The following is a 26,521-nucleotide window of genomic DNA, read 5'->3' as shown; positions in this document are numbered from 1 at the left end:
CAGCTGGTCGGCCTCAGCTCCACCCATCTAGGCGCGCTCACCAACACGGAGGGAGCAGGGTTAATGTAGTCCATTCTTGTGGTCCTGGGATCGACGCAGCTCAGCGGCCTCACCAGCAGCCAGCTCGCCGCCCTCTCCACCACCCAGATCGGCGTCCTCACCTCGACGCAGATCGCCAGCATCAGCTCCACCGCCCTGCGCGGCATGGAGACGACAGACCTCGCCGCGCTCACCACCACCCAGATCGGCGGCCTCTCCACCGGCCAGCTCAGCGCACTCACCACCACCCAGGTCTCGGCGCTGGAGACGACGGACCTGGTGGCGCTGACCACCACCCAGCTGCGCGGCCTCACCTCCGCCCAGGTGGCGGCGCTGACCACGACCCAGGCGGCGGTGCTGACCACCACCCAGGTGGCCGCGCTCACCACCACCCAGGTCGGGGCGCTGACCACGACGCAGGCCGGCAGCCTGACCACCACCCAGATCGGCGCCTTCGGCACGACGCAGGTGGCGGGTCTCAACAGCACCCAGCTGGCGGCGCTGACCACCACGCAGATCGGCGTCCTCACCTCCACCCAGATCGCCGCCATCACCAGCACCGCGCTGCGGGGCATGGAAACCACTGATCTTGCGGCGCTGACCACCACTCAGATCGGCGGCCTGACCACCGCGCAGCTCAGCGCGCTGACCACCACCCAGACGGCGGCGATGGAGACGACGGACCTGGTGGCGCTGACCACCACCCAGCTCGCCGGCCTCACCTCCACCCAGCTGGCCGCGCTCACCACCACCCAGGCCGCGGCGCTGACCACCACCCAGGTCAGCAACCTGACCACCACCCAGGTCGGCGGCTTCACCACCACCCAGGTCGCCGCCCTGACCACCACCCAGATCGGTGCCATGGGCACCACCCAGATCCAGGGCATCACCACCGGCCAGCTGGCGGCGCTGACGACGACGCAGATCGGCGTCCTCACCTCCACCCAGGTCGGCGCCATCCGCCGCAACTGGATCCGGGGCATGGAGACCACCGACCTCGCCGCGCTGACCACGACGCAGATCGGCGGCCTGAGCTCGGACCAGGTGAACGGCCTGACCACCACCCAGGTGGCCGCGCTGGAGACGACGGACCTCGCGGTGCTGACCACGACGCAGCTCGGCGGCCTTACCTCCACCCAGCTCGGTTCGCTGACGACGACCCAGGCCGCGGCGCTCACCACCACGCAACTCGCGGCCCTGGTGACCGCACAGGTGGTGGGGCTGGTCTCCAGCCAGGTCGCGGCGCTGACCACCACGCAGATCGGCGCGCTGACCACCACCCAGATCGCCGCCATCACCACCACCGCCATCCGCGGGATGGAGACGACGGACTTGGCCGCGCTGACCACCACCCAGATCGGCGGCCTCACCTCCGCCCAGATCGGTGCGCTGACCACGACCCAGGCCGCGGCGATGGAGACCACGGACCTCGCCGTCCTCACCACCACCCAGCTGCGCGGCCTCACCTCCAGCCAGGTCGCGGCGCTGACCACGACCCAGGCGGCGGTGCTGACCACCACCCAGCTCGCCTCCCTCACCTCCACCCAGGTGGCGGCGCTGGAGACGACGGACCTGGCGGTGCTCACCACCACCCAGCTCGGCGCCTTCGGCACGACGCAGGTGGCGGGCCTGAGCAGCGGCCAGGTGGCGGCGCTGACCACGACGCAGATCGGCGGCCTCACCTCGACGCAGATCGCCGCCATCGTCACCGCGGCCATCCGCGGGATGGAGACAACGGACCTGGCCGCGCTGACCACCACCCAGGTGGCCGGCCTGACCACCGCGCAGCTCAACGCCCTGACCTCCACCCAGGCCGCGGCGATGGAGACCACGGACCTGGTGGCGCTGACCACCACCCAGCTGCGCGGCCTGGCCAGCACCCAGATCGCGGCACTGACCACGACGCAGGCCACGGCGCTGACGACCACGCAGCTGGGCGCCATGACCACCACCCAGGTGGCCGCGCTGACCACGACGCAGATGGCGGCGCTGACCACCACCCAGGTGGCCAGCCTCGGCACCACCCAGGTCACCGGCATCAGCTCCGGCCAACTGGCATCGCTGACCACCACGCAGGTGGGCGCGCTGACCACGACGCAGATCGCGGCCATCGTCACCACCGCGCTGCGCGGCATGGAGACGACGGACCTGGCGGCGCTGACCACCACGCAGGTCGGTGGCCTCACCGCCACGCAGATCGGCGCGCTCACCACCGGCCAGGCGGCGGCGCTGGAGACGACGGATCTGGCGGTGCTGACCACCACCCAGCTCGGCGGCCTCACCTCCACCCAGCTGGCGGCGCTCACCACCACCCAGGCCGTGGCGCTGACCACCACGCAGGTCGGCGCCCTGGCCACCAGCCAGCTCGGCGGCCTCACCAGCAGCCAGCTCGCCGCGCTGACCACGACCCAGCTCGGCGCCTTCGGCTCGACGCAGATCGGCGCCCTGACCACCACCGCCATCCGCGGGATGGAGACGACGGACCTGGCCGCGCTGACCACCACCCAGGTGGCCGGCCTGACCACCGCGCAGCTCACGGCGCTCACCTCCACCCAGGCCGCGGCGATGGAGACCACGGATCTGGTGGCGCTCACCACCACCCAGCTGCGCGGCCTGGCCAGCACCCAGATCGCGGCGCTGACCACGACGCAGGCCACGGCGCTGACCACGACGCAGCTCGCCTCGCTGACCACCACCCAGGCGGTGGAGCTGACCACCACCCAGGTGGCGGCGCTGACCACCACCCAGATCGGCGGCCTGGGCACCACCCAGATCAGCGGCCTGGAAAGCGCCCAGCTGGCCGCGCTGACCACCACCCAGGTCGGCGTGCTCACCTCCACCCAGCTGGGCAGCATCAGCAGCGCGCAGATCCGCGGGCTGGAGACGACGGACCTGGCGGTGCTGACCACCACCCAGTTCGGCGGGCTGACCTCCACCCAGCTCGGCGCGCTGACCACCACCCAGGTCACGGGCCTGACCACCACCGGGCTGGCGGCGCTGACCACCACCCAGTTCGTCGGCCTGACCCTGACCCAGATCGGCGCGCTGACCACGACCCAGGTCGCGGCGCTGACCAGCACCTCCATCACCGCGCTGACCACGCGGCAGGTGGAAGGGCTGACCACGGAGCAGCTGGCCTCGCTCTCCACCACGCAGATCACGGCGCTGGAGGTGACGGATATCACCGCGCTGACGGATACGCAGGTGGCGGGCTTCACCAGCACGCAGATCAACGCGATGAGCTCGAACCAGGTGAACGCGCTGTTTGCCTGAGCCCCGGGGGGCGGGAGGGGGCCTCCCCTCCTACCCCTGGTGGCCGGAAACCCGCGCGGCGGCGTCCCGCTTCAGCCGCAGCGCGCCCGGCAGCATCGCCAGCATCACCAGGCCGGCCACCACGAAGCCGGCCTGGAATTCGACCAGCCCGGGGGCCTCGGTGCCCCGGAAATGCATTCCGGCGGCCAGGGTCAGCGACCCCAGCACCACCCCCAGGGCGACGGAAAACTGCTGGATAGTGCCGGTCATGGCCGTGGCCGCCGCCAGCTTGTTCTGCGGCACATCGGCGAAGGACATGGTCGCCATCGAGGTGAATTGCAGCGAGCGCGAAAGCCCGCCCGCCGCCAGCACCGCGAAGATGGCGATCGGCGGCCAGGAGGGGTCGAACAGCGCGCAGACCGCGACGCCTGCCGCCGCCACCACCGAATTCACCACCAGCACGCGCCGGAAGCCGAAGCGGCGCAGCAGGGGGCGGATCAGCGGCTTCATCACCAGCGCGCCGAGCGCCGTGGCGAAGGTCACCAGCCCGCTGCCGGAGGCCGAGAGGCCGAAGACCAGCTGCAGGGACAGCGGCAGCAGGAAGGGCAGCGCGCCGGCGCCCATCCGGAACAGCGTGCCGCTCAGCATCGGCATGCCGAAGGTGGGGATCGCCAGCAGGGAGAGATCCACCGCCGGCCGCACCGCCTGCCTGGAATGCAGCACCGCCGCCAGCGTCACCGCCAGGCCGAGGCCGAGCGTCGCCACGGTGACCCAGAGGGGCAGCAGGTGCCGGCCAATCGTCTCCAGCCCCGAGACCAGCAGCGCCAGCGCCAGGCCCCAGAGGATCAGGCCCCGCGTATCCAGCGGCCCGGGGTCCTGCTTTTCCATCTCCGGGATGAAGCGCCAGACCAGCAGCAGGCCGAGCACGCCAACCGGGATATTGATCCAGAAGACCGCGCGCCAGGACACGGCGTCCGTCAGCAAGCCGCCGATCGGCGGACCGAGGACCGGGCCGAGCAGGGCGGGCATGGTCAGCCAGGTCATCGCCGTCAGCAGCTCCTCCTTGCTGACGCGGCGCAGCAGCAGCAGGCGCCCGACCGGCACCATCATCGCCCCGCCCAGGCCCTGCAGCACCCGCGCACCGACCAGCGTGCCCAGCCCCTGCGACAGCCCGACCAGGGCGGAGGCGCCGGTAAAGACCAGGATCGCCCACATGAAGACCCGCCGCGGCCCGAAGCGATCCGCGATCCAGCCGGAGACCGGGATGAAGACACACAGCGCCACGAGGTAGGAGGTGATGGCGACGGAGAGATGCACCGGGTCCCGCCCCAGGTCCCGCGCCATGGAGGGCAGGGCCGTGGCCACCACGCTGCTGTCCAGGTTCTGCATGAAGAGCGCGCTGGCGACGATGGCCGCGATAACCCTGGGGTCGCGCGGTTTTGCAGAAGTGCCACTCACCCGGACGCCATCTCCCGCAATTTCGCCCGCTGGATCTTCGGGCCATTCGGCCCGTCCACCACCGGGTATCTGTCCAGCGCCACGATCCGCGCCGGCACCTTGAAGCGCGCCAGGTTCTTCTGCGCCGCTGCCATCAGGGCTGCCTCGTCATAGCCGGGGCCGGGGATGATGAAGGCGATCGGCTTGCCGCCGGCCTCCACCACCTGCGCCGCAGCGACGCCCGGCTGGGACTGGAGAAACCCCTCGATCTCCTCGGGCGAGACGAGAAAGCCGCCGATCCGCAGCGCATCGCCGCGCCGGGTCCGGAAGCCGAAGCCGCCATCGGGCTGGGCCTCCGCCAGGTCGCCGCTGCGGAACCAACCATCTTCCGTGCGCGCGGCGGCGGTGGCCTCGGGATTGCCGAGGTAGCTGTCGAACAGGGAGGGGCCGCGCAGCAGCAGTTCCCCGTCCTCGGCGATGCGCCAGGCCGCTTCCGGATTCACCGGCTGGCCGCCGCCCGCCGCGCGATGCGGGCCGCCAGGGTCCTGGCCCGCGAAGAGGGCCTGGACCTCGGAACTGCCATAGACACCGCGCACCGCGAGGCCGAGCGCGTCGGACGCCGCCAGCACCCGTTCCGCCTGGCCGTGGAAGCTGGCGAAGCCGGTGAACCGGAAATCCGGGTAGGGACGGCCGGCGGCGGCCTCCGCCAGCATCAGCAGCCATTCGTCGCCGCCGACCATATGGGTGATGGACTCCGCGCGGATCAGCGCATCGGCGGCCTTTGCATCCAGCTTTTCGAGGCAGGCGATGCGCGCCCCGCCCGCCACCGCCGCCAGGGCCGCACTCAGCCCGAAGGTGCCGCAGAGCGGCACGGCGGCGAGCAGGGCGGTGCCCGGCGCATCCGTGCCGATGGCGGCCGCCACATCCGCCGCATGGCCGGCGATGGAGGCCTGGCGGTGCAGCACCAGCTTGGGGCCCGCCGTGGTGCCGCTGGTGGTGAAGGTGAGGCACTCGGCACCGGGGGTGGCGAGATCGGGCGCCTCTTCCACGGCCAGCAGCGTCTCGCGGGTCAGGACGGGCAGGCCGGCAAGGGTGCCCTCCCCCAGCCCGTCCATCCCCAGCACCATCCGCAGCGATCCCGGCGGGTCCGGCAGCACGGCGGCGGCATCCACCGCCGCGAAATCCCGCGCCACGGCGATCGTCTTGGGCTCGGCGCGGGCCAGCAGATTGCCGACCTCCAGCGCCCGGAAGCGGGTGTTCAGCAGCACGGCGCAGGCGCCGCGGCGGGCCAGGGCAAACAGCAGCAGCAGAAAATCGGGCCGGTTCGGCAGGAAGACCGCCACGCGGTCGCCCGGGCCAATCCCCACCGCCGCCAGCCCGCCCGCCATGCGTCGCACCTGCGCCTCGGCCTGCGCCCAGCTCAGCCCGCCGAAAGCAGGGGCATCGGGATGGGCGGCGACGGTGCGCGCCAGAAGGGCGGAGAGCGTGGCAGGGCGTTGCATTGTCCCGCATGATGCGACTGTGCGCCGCGCGCCGCCAGACCACGGCCAGCCCTTCAGCGCGGGTCTGCCCCCGGCTTGACGCGCTGCACGACCGGCGGGACGGTCGCAGCATGGCCAGACCCGATCCCGTCACCCTCGCCGTCCTGGAAAACCGCTTCCGCGCCGTGGTGGAGGAGATGGGCGAGGCCTTGCTGCGCACCGCCACCTCCCAGATCCTGAACTCGTCCCGCGACTTTTCGATCGCGCTGTGCGACGCCCGCGGGCGGCTGGTGGCGCAGGCGGATCACATCCCGGTGCATGTCGGCGCCATGCCCTTCGCGGCGGAAGCGGTCCTGCAGGCCTTCCCCGGCCGGATGCGCCCGGGCGACTGCTTCCTGCTGAACGACCCCTGGCATGGCGGCAGCCATCTGCCGGACCTGACCATTGTGCTGCCCGTCTTCGAAGGCGCGGAGCTTGTCTTCCTCTGCGTCGTCCGCGCCCACCAGTCCGACATCGGCGGCGCGACCCATGGCGGCTACAACCCCTCCGCCACCGAGATCTGGCAGGAGGGCATCCGCATCCCGCCAATCCGGCTGGGGGAGAACGACACCCTGCGCGAGGACCTCGTGCAGATGCTGGCGCTGAACACCCGCATCGCCCGGGATTTCCGGGGCGACCTGATGGCCATGTGGGGCTCCGCCCGGCTCGGCGCGAAGCGGCTGGAGGCGCTGCTGGCCAGCCATGGCGCGGCGAAGCTGAACGCGGCCACCGGTGCCATCCTGGACCTGGCCGAGGCCCATGCCCGGCGGATCATCGAGAGCTGGGCCGATGGCACCTGGCAGGGCGAGGCGGTGCTGGACGATGACGGGCATGGCGCCCGGGACGTCACCATCCGCGCCACCGTCACCAAGCAGGGCGGCGCGCTGACCGTGGACCTGACGGCGAGCGACCCGCAGACGCTGGGCTTCGTCAATTCCTCCTGGCCCAATACCGTTTCCGCCGTGCGCATGGCGCTGGCCTATCTGCTGGACCCGGAGGTGGCGAAGAACGACGGCGCCTTCCGGCCGCTGACCGTGCTGGCGAAGGAAGGCACCGTGGTCCGCGCGGCGGAGGGGGCGGCCGTCACCCTCTGCACCAGCCACTGCTCGAACGAGATCGTCGAGGCCGTGGTCAAGGCGCTGGCGAACGCCTGCCCGACCCGCGCCATGGGCGGCTGGGGCCGCCGCTTTCGCATCGCCATCCAGGGGCAGGACCCTCGGCGGGCGGGCAAGAAATTCGTCTGGCACCTGTTCCATGCCCGGCCGGGCGGCGGCGCCCATGCGACGGGCGATGGCTGGTCCGGCGCGGGGGAATGGCATTCCGCCGGCGGGCTGAAATTCGGCAGCGTCGAGATGGCGGAGGCGCGCTTCCCCCTCTTCTTCCGCCGCCACGAATTTCTGGCCGGCTCGGCGGGCGACGGCCAGTATCGCGGCGGGCTCGGCGGCGAACTGGAGCTGGTGGTCGAGACCGCCGGCCCCGCCCGCGCCAATACCGCCGGCGATGGCTCGCGCCACGGCGCGGCGGGGATGCTGGGCGGCCAGGATGGCGCGCCGCACCACTACCGGCTGGTCCCCGCCCAGGGCACGCCGCGCGACCTGCGCACCAAGGAGACGGGCGTGCCGCTGGCCCCCGGCGATGTGCTGCATGTGCGCTCCGGCGGCGGCGGCGGCTGGGGCGATCCTGCGAAGCGCGACCCTGCGGCGCGGGCGGCGGATGCGGCCGAGGGGTTTGTTTGACGTAATTCTTCGCCTGCCTGTCCCCCCTCACCCAACCCTCTCCCCCCGTCGGGGGGAGAGGGCTTTGATCTCCAGGCGAGCCTCAGCGGAGTCTTCCATGCTTCCCCCCTACCGCATCGGCTGCGACGTCGGCGGCACCTTCACCGATGTCGTCTGCATCGGCGCCGATGGCCAAACCCTGCTCGCCAAGGCCGCCACCACGCCGGATGACCAGTCGCGCGGCGTGCTGGACGGGCTCGGCGTGCTCGCCGGCATGCTCGGCCTGAACCTGCCGGACCTGCTTGCCCGGACCGAGCGCCTGGTGCACGGCACCACGGTCGCCACCAATGCCCTGCTGGAACGCCGCACCGCCCGCATCGGCCTGCTGACCACGGAGGGCCATCGCGACGTCATCGAGATGCGCGAGGGGCTGAAGCCCGAGCGGTACGACCTGCGCCTCTCGCCCCCCGCCCCCCTCGTCCCCCGCCGCCTGCGCCTGCCGCTGCGGGAGCGCCTCCGCGCCGATGGCCAGGTGGAGCAGGCCCTCGACGAGGCCTCGCTCGCCACCGCCATCGAGACGCTCCGCGCCGAGCAGGTGGAGGCCGTGGCCATCTGCCTGTTCCATTCCTGGCGCGATCCCTCCCACGAACAGGCCGCCGGTGCAGCGGTGGCCACCGCCCTGCCCGGCGCCTATGTGACGCTGTCCTCGGACGTGCTGCCGCAGATCAAGGAATTCGAGCGTTTTTCGACCACCGTGGTGAATGCCGCGGTAGGGCCCATCGTCGCCACCTATCTCGGCCGGCTGGAGCGCCGCCTGGCGGAGGCCGGGCTGCGCGCGCCGCTGTTTGTCATCCTCTCCCATGGCGGCGTGGCGCCGGTGGCGGAGGCCGCGCGGATCGCCGCCGGCACCGCGCTCTCCGGCCCCGCCGGCGGCGTCGCGGCGGGGCTGGCGCTGGCCCGCGCCGGGCTGGGCCAGGATCTGGTGACCTTCGATGTCGGCGGCACCTCCACCGATGTGGCGCTGATCGAGGGCGGCGAGGCCGCGCTCGGCCGTGGCCGGGTGGTGGGCGGGGAGCGGATCGCCCTCGAAAGCCTGGATATCGTCACGCTGGGCGCCGGCGGCGGCTCCCTCGCCCATATCGGGGCGGGCGGGATGATGCGGGTGGGACCGCGCAGCGCCGGCGCGGTGCCGGGCCCCGCCTGCTACGGCGCCGGCGGCACGGAGCCGGCAGTGACCGACGCGAACCTGGTGCTCGGCTACCTGGACGGCGCGCGCTTCCTCGGCGGCCGCCGTTCGCTGGATCTGGCGGCGGCGCAGGGCGCGGTGGAACGGCTCGGCGAAAAACTGGGCCTTGGCATGATGGACTGCGCGGCGGGCATCCATGCCCTCGCGAACATCGCCATGGCGGATGGGATCCGCGTCGCCACCGTGCGCCGCGGCGTCGATCCGCGCGGCTTTTGCCTGCTGGCCTTCGGCGGCGCGGCGGGGCTGCATGCCTCTGCCGTCGCGCGGGACCTCGGCATGGCCCGCGTCGCGGTGCCCCTGCTGGCGGCGGGGCTCTCGGCCTGGGGCATGCTGCAGACGGACCTGCGCTACGAGGTCTCGCGCAGCCTGATCGGCGCCACCGGCCTGCCCGACGAGCCCGCCATCCGTGCCCTGTTTGCCGAGCTGGAGGCCGCCGCCCGCGCCCGCATGGCGGAATGGATGGACGGCACGCCGGCTGTCCGCCGCAGCGCCGACATGCGCTACGGCGAGCAGGTTTTTGAAGTTGGCGTCCCGCTGGATGCGGTCGATTGGGACGCGCCCGGCCTGCCCGCACAGATTGCCGAGAGCTTCCATGGGCGGCACGAGGCGCTGTTCACCTATGCCCTGCGGGGGGAGGAGGTGGTGCTGGTCACCGCCCGCGTCGCCGCCATCGGCCGCCTGCCCGCCCTGCCCGTCCGCGAACTGCCGCCCCTGCCGCCCGCCGAACCCGTCGCGCAGCGCCGCGCCTTCGTGGCCGGCGCGCTGCGGGACCTGCCCGTCTATGCCTTCACCGCCCTGGCCCCGGGCCAGAAACTGGCCGGCCCGGCGATCGTGGAAAGCGACACCACCACCGTGCTGCTGCTGCCCGGCGACACCGCCTGGCTGGATGCGCGCGGCTGGCTGGAGGTGGCAGTCGGGGCGGGTTAGGCCGCCCGCCCGTAGCCCAGCTTCGCCTCGCCGGGCGCGCAGACAAAGATGCTGGGGGCGAGTGCCGCATCGGCGCCCGGCTGCTGGGACAGCCAGCCGCCATAAAGCCCTTCCATCACCGCGCCGATCCAGCCGCCATCGGCGTCCTCGCCGGCGCCGATCGCCGGTGCGGCCGCATGGGTCACCAGCAGGCGCCGCGCCTCGACATCCACCGCGAGCTGGCAATAGCCCCATTCGGCCGCGCCCAGCGCGTCGTTCATGTGGGATTCCAGCGCCTTCAGCCGGTCGCAATGCGGCAGCGGCATCGAATCCGCCATGCGGCGGCCGATGGCGCGCAGCAGGGCGGCGCGGCCTTCCTTGTCGAGATGCTCGTCCAGCGTCTCCACCAGGCCGCGCACGAAAAGCCGCCATTGCGGCGCCACGCCGCGCCGGGCGAGGTAGGCGGCCGTGACCGGTTCCGCCGGCTGGGCTTCCGCCATGTGAGCTTCCGTCATGCCCCTGGCCCTCTCAGCGGTCGAAGCGGTAGCGGGCATAGAGCAGGCCCCGCGTCTCGCTCCAATCCGCCGCCTGGTCGAAGCGCAGCGCGCCGCCGATGCGCAGCTGCGGCGTGATCATGTATTCGATGTCGCCGCGCAGCCCGCCCGTCAGCCCGGTCTTGGACTGGCCGGCATAGAAGGCATCGACGCCGGATTCGCTGTTCGCCCGGGCTTCCAGCGCGCTTTGCAGGGCGGTGTCATTCGGGAAGACGGCGGTGCGGTCCTCGGTGAAGGTGGCCACGCCGATGCTGGCGCCGACGCGGTAGAACAGGTTGTTCGACCGGCCGCGATAGTCGATCGGGATATTCGCCGCCAGGAAGCTCTGCGGGCTGTAGTAGCCGCCATGGCCCAGCGTGAAGAAGCGCAGGTTCTTGTCATAGGCGAAGTAGACCAGGTCCAGGCCGGTCACCAGCTCCTCGGTGGCGGAGCGCCAGATGGGCGTCTGGAAGCCTGCCCCCGCCTCGATCCGGCTGTTCTCGGCCACGCCCTCGCCGCTCATGCTGAAATAGCCGCCGGCGATGTAGAAATTGGTCTCGCCGCTGGCGAATTCGATCTGCGCCCGCCCGCCGGTGCGGACCACGCCGCCCCAGGTGCTGCCCAGCGCCGGGTCGCGCGCGCCTCCCCAGGACAGCAGGCTGTCCGTCATGGCGCGGCGTTCCGCGGTCAGCCGCAGGCGCACGCCATCGCCGATCTCGGGCGCGATCTCGATGCCGCCGACCATATTCTCCCGCAGGAAGCCCAGCGGGGTGGTCCCGATATCGACGGAGAAGCCGCCGCGCGCATAGGCCGCGCCCAGCGCCACGCCGCTCTGGCTGGTCTCGGCATTGCGGGTGGTATTGGCCTGCGCCTGGGTCAGCGTGCCGTTGGTGCCGGCCAGCACCGCCGGGTAGCCGCCATAGCGCCGCATCGAGGAGAGGGTCTGCGCCAGGTCGCCCGAATCCAGGCTGACCGCGCTGGCCCGCGCCGTCAGCCGCCCGCCGAGGCCGGGCACCGCGATGCTGCCTTCAGCGCCCACATGCGTCTCGGTCAGCGAATCGATTCCGTCATCGCCCGAGCGCACCCGCATGCCGGCGGCCGGGGTGATGCGCGGCGCGGCTTCCTGCCGCACCTCGCCCAGCTGGCGGTTGATCTCGCTCAGCAGCGGGTCTGCCGGCTGCGCGGGGCCGCCAAGGCCCTGGGGTGCGTAGCCCTGGGCCCCATAGCCCTGGGCCTGGGCGAATTGCTGGCCCTGCATCTGGCCCTGGAACGGCACCTGCCCGAAATCCTGGCCGGAGAGCGGCACGCGGCGGAAGGGGTTCTCGTAGCCCGGCTGCGGCGCCGGCTGGCCCTGCGGCAGGGTGGCCTGCGGCACCAGGGACCCGCCGAGCAGGCCCGGCTGGTTGCTCAGCCCGATCTGCTGGCGGCGCATCTCGGCCGCCGCCTCCAGCGCATTGCGGGCGCGGCGCTGGTCGCCCCAGGCGCGCGCCAGGCGCGATTCCAGCAGCGGGATGCGCGGATCGTTCGGCATCAGCGCGCGGCCCTCGGAGAGCAGCGCCTCCGCCCGGCCCCAGTCGCGATTGGCGATGGCGGCATCCATGGCGGCCTGCCGCGCATCCGTGTCCCGCGGATTGCGCGACAGCACGGCTTCCGCGATGCGCCCGGCCTGCTCCGGGTCCCGCGCGCCCTGGTAGAGGCGGGCCAGGGCCAGGTTGGCCGCCGGGTTTTCCGGATTCTGCCGTAGCGTCGGCGCCAGCACGTCGAAGGCCGCCGCCTGCTGGCCGCGCTGGTTCAGCTGGTCCGAGGCGCGGATCGACAGGCCGGCGGAGATGTCATTCGCCAGGCGCCGCTGCTCCGTGGTCAGCCGCCGCGGGTCGATCGCCATGGCGGCCTGCGCTGCATCCGCGTTCAGCCCGGCCTCGGCCAGGGCCGCGGCGGCCGCCAGTTGCTGCGCCGGCGGCTGGCCGCGCGCCGCGATGGCATAGGCGCGCGCCGCCTCCTGCGCGCCGCGCGGGTCGTTGATGGCATTCAGCGCGCGCACCGCCGCCGGCCCGGCCTCGCCATTCGGATCGCGGCGGGAGGCGATGGCGACCAGCCGCGTGCGGGCTTCCTGGCGCCGGCCCATGCCGGCCAGCGCCGCGGCGGACTGCACCTCCGCCTGCACCCGGGCGGAGGCGAGCAACTGGTTGTGCGGCGCGCTGCGCGCCCGGGCGGGGATGCGTTCCAGCAGGCGCACCGCCTCATCCGGCCGGCCCTGTTCGGAGGCGAAGATGGCCGCGGCATGCAGGGTGTCCGGCGTCGCCGGGCTGGCGACGGTGGCGGCCACCATCTGGTTCGCCGCCGCCCCCTCGCCCGCCTGCGCCATCAGCCGCGCCAGTTCCAGCCTTGGCCAGGGGTTCGCGGGATCGTTCTGGATGGCCGCGCGCAGCAGCGCCGCGGCCGCCTGCGGGTCATCCGTGCGCTGCGCCTCGGCCCGCAGGGCCTCGGCGCGCACCTGCGGCGCATTGGTGCCGCCGATGCGGCGGAACACCTCCTCGGCCTCCGCGAACTTGCCCTGTTCCTGCAGCGCATTGGCCAGGCCCGACATGGCCGCGCCGAAATTGCTGCGGCGGGCCAGCGCCGCGCGATAGCGTTCCTCGGCCACCGCCGGATTGCCCTGGCGCAGCGCGATATCGCCCTGCAGCGCCTCGGCATCCGGGCGGTCGCCGCCGCCGCGCGCCACGATGCGCGCCAGGATCGGCTCCGCCTGGCTGTAGTTGCCGGCCGCGAAAAGGTTGCGGGCCGCCTGGATATCCGGGCTCGGCGCGCCGCCGCCGCCACCCGTGGCCGCGCCACGCCCACCGCCACCGGCCGGGCCGCGCGCCACCGAGGTGGCGCCCCGCAGCGCCTCCTCCCAATTCGCACGGCGGGAGGGATCGGCATCGATCGCCGCCTGCAGCAGCCGCGCCGCTTCGGCCCGGCGGCCCTGGCGCAGCCGCACCAGGCCGAGGCCGCCCAGCGCCTCCGCATCATTCGGCGTGATGGCGAGCACCGCGTTGAAGCGCTCCTCGGCCTCCCGCACCCGGCTGGCGCTCAGCGCCTCCCAGCCATCCATGCGGAGGTTGCCGGCCGGGTCCACCGGCTGCGCCTGGGCGCGGGCTTCCTCCAGCCGCCGCTGGATCTCGGCGTCGTTGGGGAATTGCTGCAGATAGCCTTCCAGCGGCTGCACCGCCTCCGGCCCCTGTCCCAGCCAGGTCAGCGCCTGGCGCCAGGCGGCGCTGGCGCTCTGCTGGCTGCCGGGCTGGCCGGACAGCCGCCGAAGCGCCTCGATCCCCTGGGCGCGGGTTTCCTCGCGATAGGTCAGCACCTGGGCATTGGCCAGCTGCACGGCGGTATTGGTCGGGTTGCGCTGGGCCAGCCGGCCGAGTCCGTCCCGCGCCTCGCGCCAGCCGCTCTCCGTGCCGGCAAGGGCCTGGTAATATTCCAGTGCGAAGCTGTCCGGCACCGGGGCGTTGCCGAACAGGGCACGGTAGCGCTCCACCGCTTCGGCATTGCGGCCGGCCTGGGCGAGCTGGCGCGCCTTCGCCAGGGCGCCGGCATCGACGGTGGAGGTGCGGACGGCGACATCCGCCTGCACGGTGCGCGGATCCGCGGGTGCGGTGGCACGCAGCTGGCCGAGCGCCTGCTGCGCCGCCGCGACATTGCCGAGCTGGGCCTGCGCCTCCGCCAGCCCGGACAGGGCATCGGCATTGCGCGGGTCCACCTGCAGCACGCGCTCCAGGGTCCGGACCACCTGGTCCGGGCGGTTCTGCAGCTTCCAGTAGTTCGCCTGGTCCAGCAGCGCGGCCACGCCGCGGTCCTGCGCCAAGGCGGGTGCGGCGATCAGCGCCGAGCAGAGCAGGCCGGCGCGGAAGGCGCTGCCGGTAAGGGTCCGGAGGCGGAAATTCGTCATGTGGTCCTCGTCCGGAGACGGATGGCCGCGCGACGGCGCAGCGCCCAATAGGCGGGAACGGCGACGATGGCGCAGGCGATCGCCAGCAGCAGCAGCAGCAGGTCCGGCCGTGTCTGCAGGAAGTATTGCGGCCAGATATAGGGCGGCAGCGTGCCGACCGTGTAGTGATTGCCCAGGGTGAAGCCGGTGATCCGCCCGGCCGAGAGGATGGCCAGGTCACCCTGCACGCGCGGTGCCTGCTCCGGGTCGCGCAGGGCGGCCAGCATCTGCTCCAGCCCCTGCGGCGTCGTGCCGGTCAGCGCGACGACGGACTTGCCGGAGCGCAGCGGGCTCTCGAAGCCCATCAGGATGCCCAGGCCCTCCCCGGGGGAGGCGAGCAGCGCCTGCGCCTGTTCCCGCGCCACGCGGGGCTCGTCGCCCAGGAACAGGTTGCGGAAGCCCTCCAGCGCATCCGGCAGGGCGACGGACAGGCGGTTGCCCTGCAGCGTCACCGGCCCGTCGCGCAGCAGCGTCTCCAGCGCCGGCTGGCGGCCGAGCGTGCCGATCACCAGCAGGTCCCGCCCGGCCACGCTCTCCAGCGCCGCCGCGCGCACCACGCGGATGCCCGTGGTGGCATGCCCGACATGGGAGGCGAGCCGCCCCATCAGCGTCAGGAAGGAGGTCAGCTCCACCTCATTCGGCCGGTCCGGCAGCACCGCCGCGGTGTCGGAGAAATCCGCCATGCGCGTGAAGGGGAAGCCGGAGCCGGAGAAGAAGGCGAGGTTCGGCAGGGTGGTGAAGCGATAGGCATCCGACAGGTCGATGGTGCTGTCCGGGTCGATCCCCGCCCGCACATCGGCCGGCACCGCGATGCAGTCGCCACGGTGCAGCGGGCGCATGTCGAAGCGCATCTGCAGCTCGTTCATGCCGAAGATCAGGTAGGGCGGCAGGCCGAAGCGGCCGGTCATCCGTTCCGACTGGCCGAACTGCCGGCTGAGGATCGACAGCGGCCAGGGCGCCTCCGGATCCCGCAGCGGCAGGCTGCGCAGGTAGATGTCGTTCAGTGCGATATCGAGGCGAGAGACCGCGACATCCATGATGGGGCCAGGCGGGGACCGGTAGTTCAGCTCCACCGGCAGCGGCCGGCCACGCCAAGTGTAGAGATCCGGCGCCGTGCGGAAGGGCACGGAGATCGGGCCGGGCGCATAGCCGAAGGCCTGCAGCTCGGAGGGATCGACCAGCTCGCCCAGGCGCACGGGGCGGTCGCTGCGCACCCAGCGCGGCGCGTCATAGGGCTGGCGCGCCGGCACGTTGATCGGCTGCACCACGGCGATCTCGCCGGCCAGGGCCTCCTTGCTGCCGGCCAGCACCACGGCGGCCTGCGCCGCCTCCTCGCCGTTCCGGCCGCCGACCACCAGGATCAGGCCGAAGCGGTCGGTGGGGTTCGGCACCAGGGCGAGCGTCGGCCCATCGAAGCGCGGCAAGGCGAGGCCGGGGATGGTCTCCGTGCCGCCGGCGATCACCACGGCATTGCCACGCTGCGGCAGGGTGAAGGAGACCGGGAAGCTGGCGCCGCGATAGTCCGCCTGTACCGCGAACCAGGAGGCGACGGTGGCCGCCGCCTGCAGGCTTTCGTTGCTCACCGCCTCCGGCACCACCACCGGCAGCAGCAGCGGCTCGCGCAGCAGGCGCGGGTCGAAGAAGGGCTCCGGCAGGCGGGCCAGGTCGCGCTGCAGCGGCAGGCGCTCCAGCGTCAGCTGCAGGGTCGAGAGGTCGGAGATATTGGCCCAGAGCAGGCCGGAGAGCGGGTCGTTGCACTCCAGCGTATAGCGGCCGGTGAAGCGGAAGTTCATCCGGTTCAGGTCGGCGAAGAACACCGGGTTGATCGGGAATTCCAGCGGGCCGAAGGCGGGGCGGTTGCGATCGGGGTTGATCACGCCGACGAACTGCTCGTTCAGCGCCATCGCGATCTGGCTGTATTCCGGGATCAGCGCCGGGCTGGTGGCGCCCTGCAGCACCAGCCGCGCGCTGGTCACCACCTCATCCCCACGCACGCCGAAGAGCACGCCCTGCAGGTCCGAGGTGCCGCGCATCTGCATCGGCGCGCGCAGGCCGAGCTGGCGCAGCGTGCGGGTTTCCGTGCGGGTGGAGCCGATATCGCCGGTCGGCGCGCCGAAGCTGCCGATCGCGGGGCCGCCCTGGAAGCCGGGCTGCGCCACGGGCAGCGGCGGCAGGCCGGTGGGCGGCGGATTGGCGCTGCCGATCGGGCCCTGCTGGCCCGGGAAAGGGCCGCCCGGCGCGGGCTGGCCGAAGGGCGAGGCGCCGGATTGCGCCGGAGCCTGGCCCGGCTGCGCCGGCTGGCCGAAGGGCGTGACGCCGACCGGCGCCTGGGCCGGGGCCTGGGCCGGCTGGGCCTGGTTGAAGGGCATGATCGGATTGACGAAGGGCGAGCCCTGCGGCTGCAGCGGCACCGCGCCGCCCTGGGTCGCGGGCGCGCCGAAGGTGCCGATGCCCGGCGATTGCGCGGGCAGGCCTAGCGGCACGGCGCCCGACTGCGTCGCCGGCGCGCCAAAGGTGCCAACCCCGGGGGATTGCGGCGTCAGCGTCAGCGGCAGGCCCTGGGGCCCGGGCTGCAGCGCGGGCGGCGGCGGCGGGGCGCCGCGCAGGTTCACCTGCGCCTGGGCCAGGCCCGGCGCGCCCAGGGCGAGGGCCAGCGCGATGGCCGCGGCGCGGCGCACGCTGCTCTCGCCGCGGGCGCGGCGCACGGGCGCCTCGAGGGTGGCGGCCTCGCCGGCCGTCTCCGTCGGCAGGGCCTCGGCCGCCGCCGGCTCGGTGCGGATCACCACCTTGTTGCGGCGCTGGCGGCGCGTGAAGAAGGAGAACTGGCTGTCGCCGCGGAACAGGCCGCCGATCGAACGCGCGACCTCGCCCAGCGAGCGCAGCGGCTTGTCCTCGCGCACATCGTCCCAGTCCACCCAGGCATCGGCGCGGCCGAGCACGGCGCGCACGATATTGCCCTCGTCATGCAGGGTCTGCGCGGCGAAGCGCACCTGCAGGCGGCCCTCCTGCCAGCGCAGCACCTCGGCCGGGATCGCCACCCATTCGGGGCCGACATCCAGCTCCAGCGTAATGGCGGCATCATCCGGGACATCGCCCGGGCGTTCGATGGCGACGGCAGCGCCGCCCAGCGACAGGTCCATGGTCTCGCCTTCGATCACGCGGCCATCGGCCAGCACCACATTCGCCGCGATCACCGCGCCGACGCGGGCGCGTTCGCGCACCTGACGTCGTTCGCGGCCCACGGCCAGGCCCGCGAGCACCACCACGAAAGACAGGGCGGCCCACAGGAAGTTCAAGGCATAGGCCTGGAAGTCCAGGCTGTCGTAGCTGTTGGTCGTCAGGCCGTAGATGCCGGACAGCAGCCCGGCGATCAGCGCCAGCGCGAGGACCATGTTCGGCCCCACGGCGCGCAGGTCGAAGAAGCCTTCCTGCAGCGTGCCGCCCTTGTCCGTGACGTTGAATTTGCCCTTCTTCGGGTCGAGCAGCGTCGCGAGCATGACGGGGATCAGATACAGCGCCAGCACCGTCTCATAGATCTCGGACCAGAAGCTGTGCCGCACATGGCCGGACAGGCGGCTGGTGGCGCCCACCGAGTGCAGGATATGCGGGCCCGCATAGGCGATGATGGCCAGCGGCGAGGCCGCGATGATGCTCTCGCCGAACAGCAGGAAGGCGAGCGGCGCGGTCAGGAAGACGAAGCGCGGCAGCGGGAACAGGAAGTGGAACTGCGACATGAAGTAGCAGCAGCGCTGATAGAACTTCAGCCCGGCGCCGAGCATCGGATTCTCGATGCGCAGGATCTGGATCATGCCGCGGCCCCAGCGCATGCGCTGGCCGATATGCAGCATGAGGCGTTCCGTCGCGAGGCCAGCGGCCAGCGGCACGCGCAGATAGGCGGTGCGCCAGCCGCGCCGCTGCATCTTCAGCGAGCAGTGGCAGTCCTCGGTCACCGTCTCGGTCGGCACGCCGCCCACTTCCAGCAGCGCCTCGCGCCGGATCACCGCGCAGCTGCCGCAGAAGAAGGCCGCGTTCCACAGGTCGTTGCCCTGCTGCACCATGCCGTAGAACAGCAGGCCTTCGTTCGGCACGCGCTGGCCGGAGGCGAGGTTCCGCTCGAAGGGATCGGGCGAGTAGAAGTGGTGCGGCGTCTGCACCATGGCGAGGTCGCGGTCGCGCAGCAGCCAGCCGACGGTGAGCTGCAGGAAGGCGCGGGTTGCGACGTGGTCGCAATCGAAGATGCAGATGTACTCGCCGTTGGTCACCTTGAGCGCGGCGTTGATATTGCCCGCCTTGGCGCCCTTGTTGTCGGCGCGGATCAGGTAGTTGCAGCCCACCTGTTCGCAGAAGCGCCGGAATTCGTCGCGCCGTCCGTCATCCAGCAGGTAGACGTTCATCTTGTCGCGCGGCCAGTCGATCGCCAGCGCGCCGTAGATGGCGGGCTTCACGATCTCCAGCGGCTCGTTGTAGCTCGGGATGAAGACATCGATGGTCGGCCACTGGTCCGGATCCTCGGGCAGCGGCACCGGCTTGCGGTCCAGCGGCCAGATCGCCTGGAAATAGGCCAGCAGCATGGTGGTGACGGCATAGACCTCGGCCAGCAGCAGGCCGGTGCCGAGGAAGGTCTGCAGGAAGCTGGTGAATTCCAGCGTATCGACCAGTCGCCAGTAGATGTAGCGCAGCGAGACCAGGCAGGACATGAAGACGATGAAGATCGTCATCGCCCGGCCCGGGATGCGGTTCGCCACCAGGAACAGCAGGAAGCCGGCCACGGCCAGCCAGGCCTGCTGTTCCGCCTGCAGCGGCGCGACCGTGAAGATCAGGCCGATGACCAGGCTCAGCGCCATCAGCGGCCAGGACACCCAGCGCCGTGCCCAGGGCCCGCCCCGGAACGCACGGCCCTGGCGCAGCGACTGGGCAAAACTCATCGGGCGCCCCATCCCATGGTGAAGCCCTCGGGCGCCGCCGGCAGCGCGGCCTCGACGGCGCGCGCGATGCCGCGGATATCCTCCGCCGCGCGCGAATCCGGCGCGATCTCCTGCACCAGCTTCTGCATCGCCAGCGCCTCGGCCATGGTCTCGTCACGGCTGACGGCGCCCAGCAGGCGCGGGCCGAGATGCCGCGCCACGGCATCGGCGGCCGCGCGCGAAAGGCGGGAATTCAGGTCTACCTCGTTCAGCACCACGCGCAGGCGCCCGGCAAACAGCGCCGCCATGGTGCCCGAGCCGAGGAAGCGGCCGCTGTCGATATCCGGGATCAGCGCGGCGCTGATGGCTTCGGCCTGCAGCACCGCGATCACCATGGAGGCCATCGGCACCAGCACCGCCAGCGCATGCGACGGGCCGGGAGAGGTATCGGCGATCACCGTCAGGCCGGGGTCGGAGAGGATGGAGCGCATCGGCGCCGCCAGCAGCTCCGGGTCCCGCTCCAGCGCCGCGGCCAGGCCGAGCGCGCCGCGCAGCTCCATCGCCCCATGCGGCAGGACCATGACGCCCGAGGCCGTCTCCCGCACGCAGGCGCGCCAGTCCGGGCGACGCGGCAGGTCCGCGGTGAAGCCGCCCATATCCGTCAGGGGCACACCGAAATGGAGTCGCAACGTATTCTGCGGATCGAAATCGATCACCAGCACGCGGCGCCCCTCGCGCTGCAGCGCGTCGGCCAGGTTGGCGGCGAGCGTCGTCTTGCCGACACCGCCCTTGGGGGAGGCGAAACAGATCAGCGGCATGGTCGGGGGTAGCCTCCCGGCTTAAGGAACATCAGGTGTCGGGACGGTCTGCGCCGGGGTGTGACCCGAGGGGGGGCGGCGCAGGGCGAGGAAGCCTTCGGCCGAATCGGCCGGGTCGGCAGCGAGCAGCCGCAGCAATTCGGCAAGCGGCAGGTCGATCTCGGCCGCCGCGAGCAGGCGCGGCGGGGGCGGTGGTGCGGCGGCTTCCACCACGGGCTCCGCCGCCGCGGCCGGCGCGGGCGCCGCCACCTCCCGCGCCGGGGCGCGGCGGGCGGCGAGACCGCCCGGCATGTCCAGCGCCTCGATCAGCGGGAACAGCGCGCGCGGCGGCTCCGGCCGCGCTGCCGGCGGGGCGGAGGAAAGCTCGGCCAGGGTGGAAAGGGCGGGGCGCGGCGGGGGCGGCGGCGCGGCATCGGCCGCGTGCAGCAGCGTCATCTCCGCCACGCCGAAGCGCGTCGGCGGCGCGGCGGGCGCCGGAGTGGGGGCGGCGGCCTGGACCGGAGCCGGCACGGGTGCGGGCGCCGGCGCCGGCGGGCTGGGCGGGGCGGCGGCCGGCGCGGGGGTCCAGCCGGTGGCGGTCGGGGCGGGGCTGGGCACGGCCACCGGCTCGGTCCGCTCGGGCTCCTGCCAGACCTGCACGGGGGGCGGCGGGATCGGCGCCGGGGGTGGCGCGGGCTCCGGCAGCGGGGCGCGGGCGACGGGCTCCGACCAGGCGGGGGGCGCCGGCGGATCGACCCAGGCCGGGGCGGCCGCGGCCTCGGCGGGCGGTGCCGGCGGCTCGGCGGCCGGCGGCGCGGCGAAGGCGGGCTCCGGCCGCGGGGCCGGCGTCTCCATCCAGGCGGCGGCCGGCGCGGGGGCGGCCGGCCAGGACTGCAGCGCCGGCTCCTCCGGCACGGGAGTCGCGACTTCCGGCGCGGGCGCAGGGGCAATGGGGGCGGCCACGGGCGCCACCGGTGCGGCCACGGGCGCCGGCGGCGGGGCAAAGGTCTCCGGCGCGGGCGCATAGGCCTGCGGGGCGGGTTGCGGTGGGGCGGGTGCCTGCCAGGGCTCGGCCGGCGGCATGCCCTGCTGCTGGCCGATCTCGGCGGCGGCCGTCATGGCGGCGCCGAGCAGCGCGTAAGGGTCCGCGTCCGGCGCCGGAACAGGCGTCCGGACCGGCTCGTTTCCGAAACTGCGGTAACGGATAGCCGGGGTCCGCAGAGCGGCGGCGACCCGGGCCACATCCGTATCTTGGCGCATGCGAGTTAACCCCCGTTCGCGGCGCAACATGCCGTGACCGCGACCGTTAGGGAATACCTAATCTCTGCCGCGAAGGCACACTTATATCGAAGCTTGCAGCGAATCTCTCCAGGCGAGACGAGCGAGCAGCGTGAGCACGGCTGAATAGTAATCCTTGGCTTCACCCAAGGACGGCCAGGCCGGCACCGGCGATTCTTCTGCGTGCTTCGCAATCGCCAATTGAGCCACCGCTCGAATTCCGATCGATGCCGCATAGGGTGAGATTGCATCGGAACCGAAATCTGTCCAGGCGGGCATCCGGGTGTGATTCGGATCGGACCAGAAACGGGCGGCACCCACCGCCGCCGGCTCCCGCCCCAGCCCGGCCCAGGCCAGGTAGAGCGGCACGCGGATCGCGTCATAGGAGAATCGGGCGGGCCATCCCGGAGCCGGCGAAGGGCGCCCGCCCGAACGCGGCAACGCCACCCAATCCGCCGGCAGGCCCCAGCGGCCGAAGCGCGCCCGGCGCAGCAGGGAAAGCCCATCCGAGGCCAGGCGCAGCCAGATCGGATCGGGCACCGCCTGGGCCAGCGCCCGGATGGCCGGGAAGGCATAGTAGGACGGGTTGATCACCACATGGTCGCGCTGCTCGAAGCCCGCCGCGCCCGGCAGCAGCACCATCTCGTCCCCCACCTGGCGGACCAGCAGGCGCAGCACGTCGCGCGCCACGGCCACGCCCTGCGCCGTATATTCGGGGGACCGCCAGCGCCGGCCGGCGCGCAGCAGCGCCCAGGCGAACATCAGGTCGCCATCCGTCGCATTGTTCGGATCGTCAACCTGCCCGCCATGGCCGGAGGCATCGGGCCGGAAGCGCCAGGACAGCAGCGCATCATGCGGGCGGCCGAGCACCCGGCGGGTCCAGCCCAGGATGCTGTCGAAGGCCTCCCGGTCCAGCGCCTGCTCGGCGCAGAGCAGCGCCCAGCCCTGGCCCTCGCTGTGCGAGACACCCTGGTTGGCGGTATCGACGACCCTGCCATCGGGGCGGAGGAAGCGGCTGGTGAAGGCCAGCCACTCGGCCTGGTCCAGCGCCGGACCGCCGGGCCGGGGCCGATCCGCGCCCGCCGCCGGTGGCGGGCCCCCTGCCCCCCGTGCCAGGGCAGGCGCCGCCAGGGACGGGGCGGCGACCAGCGCGAGGAGCGTGCGACGACGAAGGAAAGAGGACATGCGGGCCTAGGGTCGCAGCTGCAGGTGAAGCGGGCGTTTACGTTTACACTCAACAACCTTATTCTGAACAAGTCCAGGATATTGCTCGCATAGGTTGCACCCTGGATCATTCCGCAACGTCGGGCGCGAAACGCCGTTTCGGCAGCCACACGAATTTGTGTTCGCAACTGCGAAGGAAGGGCCCGGCGGCGCCGAAGCCTCAGAGCGGCGCGCAGGCCTCCCGCAGCCAGGCCGCGGCATCGGCCGGCAGCAACGGCCCGATCCGGTCAAGGCAGGCGGCGTGATAGGCATCGATCTGCGCCCGCTCCGCCGCGGTCAGCCGCGGCGGCGCGATCAGCCGCCGCTCATAGGGCGCGAAGGTCAGGGTCTCGAAGTCCAGGAAGGGCTTGGTCTGCCCCGGCAGGCCGGCGGCGGGACGCACCAGCAGCAGGTTCTCGATGCGGATGCCATAGGCGCCGGGCAGGTAGAAGCCGGGCTCGTTGGAGAGGATCATGCCTGGCTTCAGCGGCACCGGCCGTGCCGCCCGGCTGATTCCGGCCGGCCCCTCATGCACCGAGAGGAAGCTGCCGACGCCATGGCCGGTGCCGTGGTCATAGTCGAGCCCCGCCGCCCAGAGCGGCCGGCGCGCCAGCGAATCGAGGTGCGGCCCCGCCACCCCCTCCGGAAAGCGCAGCGCCGACAGCGCCAGATGGCCCTGCAGCACCATGGTATAGCGCTCGGCCAGCTCGGCCGGCGGATCGCCCGGGCCGGTCCAGAGCGTGCGGGTGACATCCGTGGTGCCGTCCCGGTACTGCGCGCCGCTGTCGATGAGGTAGCACTCATCGGGGCGGATCGGCCGGTCACTGGCCGGCGTCGCGCGGTAGTGGATGATGGCGCCGTGCTCCCCGGCGCCGCTGATGGCGGGGAAGCTCTCGGCCACGAAATCCGCCCCCTCGGCCCGCAGCGCCAGCAGCTTCGCGGCGGCGGAAAGCTCCGTCTCCCGACCCATGGGCGCAGCCTGCGCGAACCAGGCGAGGAAGCGGCAGAGCGCCACGGCATCGCGCAGATGCGCGGCCCGCGCGCCCTGCTGTTCCACCGCATTCTTGCAGGCGCGCGGCAGGCGGCAGGGATCCTCCCCCGCCACCGCCTCCGCCCCCGCCGCGCGCAGCGCCTGGCCGAACCAGGCGGGGGTGACATCCGCATCCAGCCGCACCCGCTGGCCGGCCAGCCCCTGCAGCACGGCCGGCAGCGCCGCAGGCGGGTGCAGCGCGACCGCATTGCCGAGATGCGCCCGCAGCGCCGCATCGGCGCGGGCGGGATCGAGGAACAAGTCCACCCGGCCATCCGCATGCAGCAGTGCCATGGCCAGCGTCAGCGGCGTATGGCCGAGGTCGCTGCCGCGGATATTCAGCAGCCAGGCCACCGAATGCGGATCCGCCAGCACCGCCGCATCCTGCCCCGCCGCGCGCAGCTGGGCCGCCGCCGCCTCCCGCTTCGCCGCGCCATCGAGGCCGGCGAATGCCGGCGGATGGGGCAGGGCGGGGGCAGAGGGCGGGGCGGGGCGGTCGCTCCAGACGGCATCGACCGGATTGGCTGGCAGCGGCACCAGCCGGGCGCCGGAGGCCACGAACCGCTCCACCGCCGCCGCCGGATGCAGCCAGGGATCGTAGCCGATGCGGGCGCCGGCGCATTCGGCGCCCAGGAATTCCGCCGGCGGCTGCTCCAGCAGGTGCCGCAATTCCCAGAGGCCGCCCTCCACCTCCGCCGCCGCCTGGGTGGTGTAGCGGCCATCGACGAAGAGGATGGCGCGGTCGCGCAGCACCAGGGCGAGGCCGGCGCTGCCGGTGAAGCCGGTGAGCCAGGCCAGGCGCTCGGCCGAGGGCGGCACATATTCGCCGAGGAAGGCATCGGCGCGCGGCACCAGCAGGCCGTCGAGGCCGAGCGCGGCCATGTCGGCCCGCAGGGCGGAGAGGCGTTTGGCGGCTGTTGTCATGGCAGAGGTTACCGGAGCCCTAATAATGAAACATATGTCCACAGCGTTTCATGCATTAGGCGCATAGCTTGGCTGTGGCTTCGGCGCATCACCTGTGACCCGCAAACGCCTATGTTGCACCTGCGAAGCGCGGCGGCCCAGGCCGAGGACGACCAGGCCGCCACGCAACCCCATCAGAGGTCATCATGAACCCCCGCCACAGCCTGGAACAGGCCACCCTGTTCGCCATCGCCAACCCGGACCGCACGGCCCGCGAGATCGAAGTGCTGCGCCACGCAGCCATCCGCGCCCGCGACCAGGCGATCGCCGACGGCGTCGTGCGCTTCTTCTCCAGCCTCGGCCGCGGCCTGGCCTTCCTCGGCCGCACCATCGCCAGCTGGCCCGAGCGGCGCCAGACCTACGAGAACCTGCGCAGCCTGACCGACCGCGAACTGGCCGATATCGGCCTGACCCGCGGCGAAATCTCCCGCGTCTTCGAGCCGGACTTCCGCATCCCGGCCCGGGCCGAGGCGCCGAAGCTCGCCACCGCCACGGTCCAGATCAAGACCCTGGCGCCGGCGAACGCCAATCAGCCGACGACGGGAACCGCCGCCGCGGCCTGACGTTATCCCGGCCGCACCGTCACCAATTCCCCCCCTGGTGACGGAGCGACCACGGCGCGCCCGATGCCCCCCACTACCAGGGCGCGCCCGAGTTACCCGCCGCAGCCACCCCTGCACCCGGCAGGGCAACAAGCCGCGACGGAAGCGCGGGGCCGATGCCAACAGCATCGGCCCCGGCGCATGTCCGGGCCCCTACTTCCTGCGCAAGACCAAGGTCGCCCAGGCGCCCTGCGGCAGACGCCGCTCCAGCACCATGCCGCGCCGCCGATGCGCCGCCAGCACCATCCGCACCTGCGTCCCGAGCAAACCCGCCAGGATCGCCGTGCCGCCCGGCGCCAGGCCCACGCTCAGATCCTTCGCCATCGAACACAGCGGCCGCGCCAGGATATTGGCGAAGACCAGGTCATAAGGCCGCCCGGCCCGCACATGCCGGTCGCGCCAGCCATCCGCCAGCCGCGCCCGCACCAGCCGCCCCACCCCATTCATCCGGGCATTCTCCTCCGCCACCCGGACACTCCACGGCTCGATATCCGTGGCCAGGACCTTCCGCTGCAACCGCTTGGCCGCCGCCATCGCCAGGATCCCGGACCCCGTCCCCAGATCCAGCAACCGCCGCAACCGCCGCGCCCGGCCATCCCGCGCCACCCGCTCGAAGGCCACCAGGCACCCGCGCGTGGACCCATGCTCACCCGAGCCGAAGGCGATCCCCGCATCCAGCTTCAGCACCATGCGCCCATAAATCCGCCGGTCCGGCACATGCGTCGGCCGCACCAGCACACCCGCGCCGATCTCCTGTTCCCCGAAACTGGCCACCGTCCGCGCCAGCCACCCCTCCGCCTCCACCGGCTCGGCCCGCAACTCCGCCGTCACACCTGTGACGAGCGCCGCCAAGGCCAAAGCCCCCGCCAACTCCTCATCCCCCGACCCGCGCGCCCGCACCCCCTCCACCCGCCAGGTGTCCGTCGCCTCATCCCGGAAAATCGCCACCGAGGGACAGACCCGCAACAACGCCGCCTCGAACATCGGCACCGCCGCCTCCGGCAAATCATCGAACCACACCGTCTCCAACGGCTCCGCCCGCCGCGCCTGACGCTGGGCATAAACATCACGCGACATGCAGGCTGAACCTTTTCATCCGGAAGGGTGGGCGAGGGTTGTAGGGGCT

At 72.7% G+C, this 26,521-nt stretch carries 14 protein-coding genes; 4 read left to right on the top strand and 10 right to left on the bottom strand.

Annotated features, from left to right (window positions below):
- The first annotated feature begins 78 nt into the window (after window positions 1-78).
- Window positions 79-3,312, top strand: coding sequence for a beta strand repeat-containing protein (locus ACTIF1_RS06710; RefSeq protein WP_439595611.1), 3,234 nt, complete (start codon window positions 79-81; stop codon window positions 3,310-3,312).
- A 30-nt stretch (window positions 3,313-3,342) separates the two neighbouring features.
- Here ACTIF1_RS06710 and ACTIF1_RS06705 read toward each other — a convergent pair whose 3' ends face one another.
- The gene (locus tag ACTIF1_RS06705) at window positions 3,343-4,749 is read right to left on the bottom strand and encodes an MFS transporter (RefSeq protein ID WP_439595610.1); all 1,407 of its coding nucleotides are present in this window, start codon (window positions 4,747-4,749) and stop codon (window positions 3,343-3,345) included.
- Window positions 4,746-6,230 (bottom strand): AMP-binding protein, encoded by a 1,485-nt coding sequence (locus ACTIF1_RS06700; RefSeq protein WP_439595609.1) that lies wholly within the window; start codon window positions 6,228-6,230, stop codon window positions 4,746-4,748. Before ACTIF1_RS06700 ends, ACTIF1_RS06705 begins: the two co-directional genes overlap by 4 nt.
- Window positions 6,231-6,340: 110 nt before the next feature.
- Between ACTIF1_RS06700 and ACTIF1_RS06695 the strand changes: the two genes are divergently transcribed.
- Complete coding sequence (locus ACTIF1_RS06695) at window positions 6,341-7,984, top strand: hydantoinase B/oxoprolinase family protein (RefSeq protein WP_439595608.1); 1,644 nt, start codon at window positions 6,341-6,343, stop codon at window positions 7,982-7,984.
- 97 nt (window positions 7,985-8,081) lie between these two features.
- Window positions 8,082-10,136, top strand: coding sequence for a hydantoinase/oxoprolinase family protein (locus ACTIF1_RS06690; RefSeq protein ID WP_439595607.1), 2,055 nt, complete (start codon window positions 8,082-8,084; stop codon window positions 10,134-10,136).
- Here the strand turns inward: ACTIF1_RS06690 and bcsD are convergent.
- The 7 genes from bcsD to ACTIF1_RS06655 form a co-directional block, all read right to left on the bottom strand.
- Complete coding sequence (gene bcsD / locus ACTIF1_RS06685) at window positions 10,133-10,630, bottom strand: cellulose biosynthesis protein BcsD (RefSeq protein ID WP_439595606.1); 498 nt, start codon at window positions 10,628-10,630, stop codon at window positions 10,133-10,135. The two genes, ACTIF1_RS06690 and bcsD, sit on opposite strands and share 4 nt — an antisense overlap.
- 13 nt (window positions 10,631-10,643) lie before the next feature.
- Window positions 10,644-14,579 (bottom strand): cellulose synthase subunit BcsC-related outer membrane protein, encoded by a 3,936-nt coding sequence (locus ACTIF1_RS06680; protein ID WP_439595605.1) that lies wholly within the window; start codon window positions 14,577-14,579, stop codon window positions 10,644-10,646.
- Complete coding sequence (gene bcsA, locus ACTIF1_RS06675; protein ID WP_439595604.1) at window positions 14,576-19,543, bottom strand: UDP-forming cellulose synthase catalytic subunit; 4,968 nt, start codon at window positions 19,541-19,543, stop codon at window positions 14,576-14,578. The genes ACTIF1_RS06680 and bcsA overlap by 4 nt, the downstream gene beginning before the upstream one ends.
- Window positions 19,540-20,340: a cellulose biosynthesis protein BcsQ gene (gene bcsQ / locus ACTIF1_RS06670; protein WP_439595603.1), complete on the bottom strand. Its 801-nt coding sequence runs from the start codon at window positions 20,338-20,340 to the stop codon at window positions 19,540-19,542. Before bcsQ ends, bcsA begins: the two co-directional genes overlap by 4 nt.
- A gap of 21 nt (window positions 20,341-20,361) precedes the next feature.
- Complete coding sequence (locus ACTIF1_RS06665) at window positions 20,362-21,438, bottom strand: hypothetical protein (RefSeq protein ID WP_439595602.1); 1,077 nt, start codon at window positions 21,436-21,438, stop codon at window positions 20,362-20,364.
- A 222-nt stretch (window positions 21,439-21,660) separates the two neighbouring features.
- On the bottom strand, window positions 21,661-22,782 hold the full coding sequence (locus tag ACTIF1_RS06660; RefSeq protein ID WP_439595601.1) for a glycosyl hydrolase family 8: 1,122 nt from the start codon (window positions 22,780-22,782) through the stop codon (window positions 21,661-21,663).
- Between the two features lie 199 nt (window positions 22,783-22,981).
- The gene (locus ACTIF1_RS06655) at window positions 22,982-24,754 is read right to left on the bottom strand and encodes an aminopeptidase P family protein (protein WP_439595600.1); all 1,773 of its coding nucleotides are present in this window, start codon (window positions 24,752-24,754) and stop codon (window positions 22,982-22,984) included.
- 185 nt (window positions 24,755-24,939) lie between these two features.
- Here ACTIF1_RS06655 and ACTIF1_RS06650 point away from each other — a divergent pair, with 185 nt between their 5' ends.
- Window positions 24,940-25,356, top strand: a complete 417-nt coding sequence (locus ACTIF1_RS06650) for a DUF1127 domain-containing protein (protein WP_439595599.1) — start codon at window positions 24,940-24,942, stop codon at window positions 25,354-25,356.
- Between the two features lie 192 nt (window positions 25,357-25,548).
- On the opposite strand, the gene ACTIF1_RS06645 is transcribed toward ACTIF1_RS06650, so the two are convergent.
- Window positions 25,549-26,472, bottom strand: a complete 924-nt coding sequence (locus ACTIF1_RS06645) for a 50S ribosomal protein L11 methyltransferase (protein WP_439595598.1) — start codon at window positions 26,470-26,472, stop codon at window positions 25,549-25,551.
- Window positions 26,473-26,521: the final 49 nt, after the last annotated feature.

The organism is Falsiroseomonas sp. (assembly GCF_051860665.1).
Classification (GTDB): Bacteria; Pseudomonadota; Alphaproteobacteria; order Acetobacterales; family Acetobacteraceae; genus Falsiroseomonas.
Note: the sequence above shows the minus strand (reverse complement) of the source record. Positions and strands in the feature narration are given on the sequence as shown.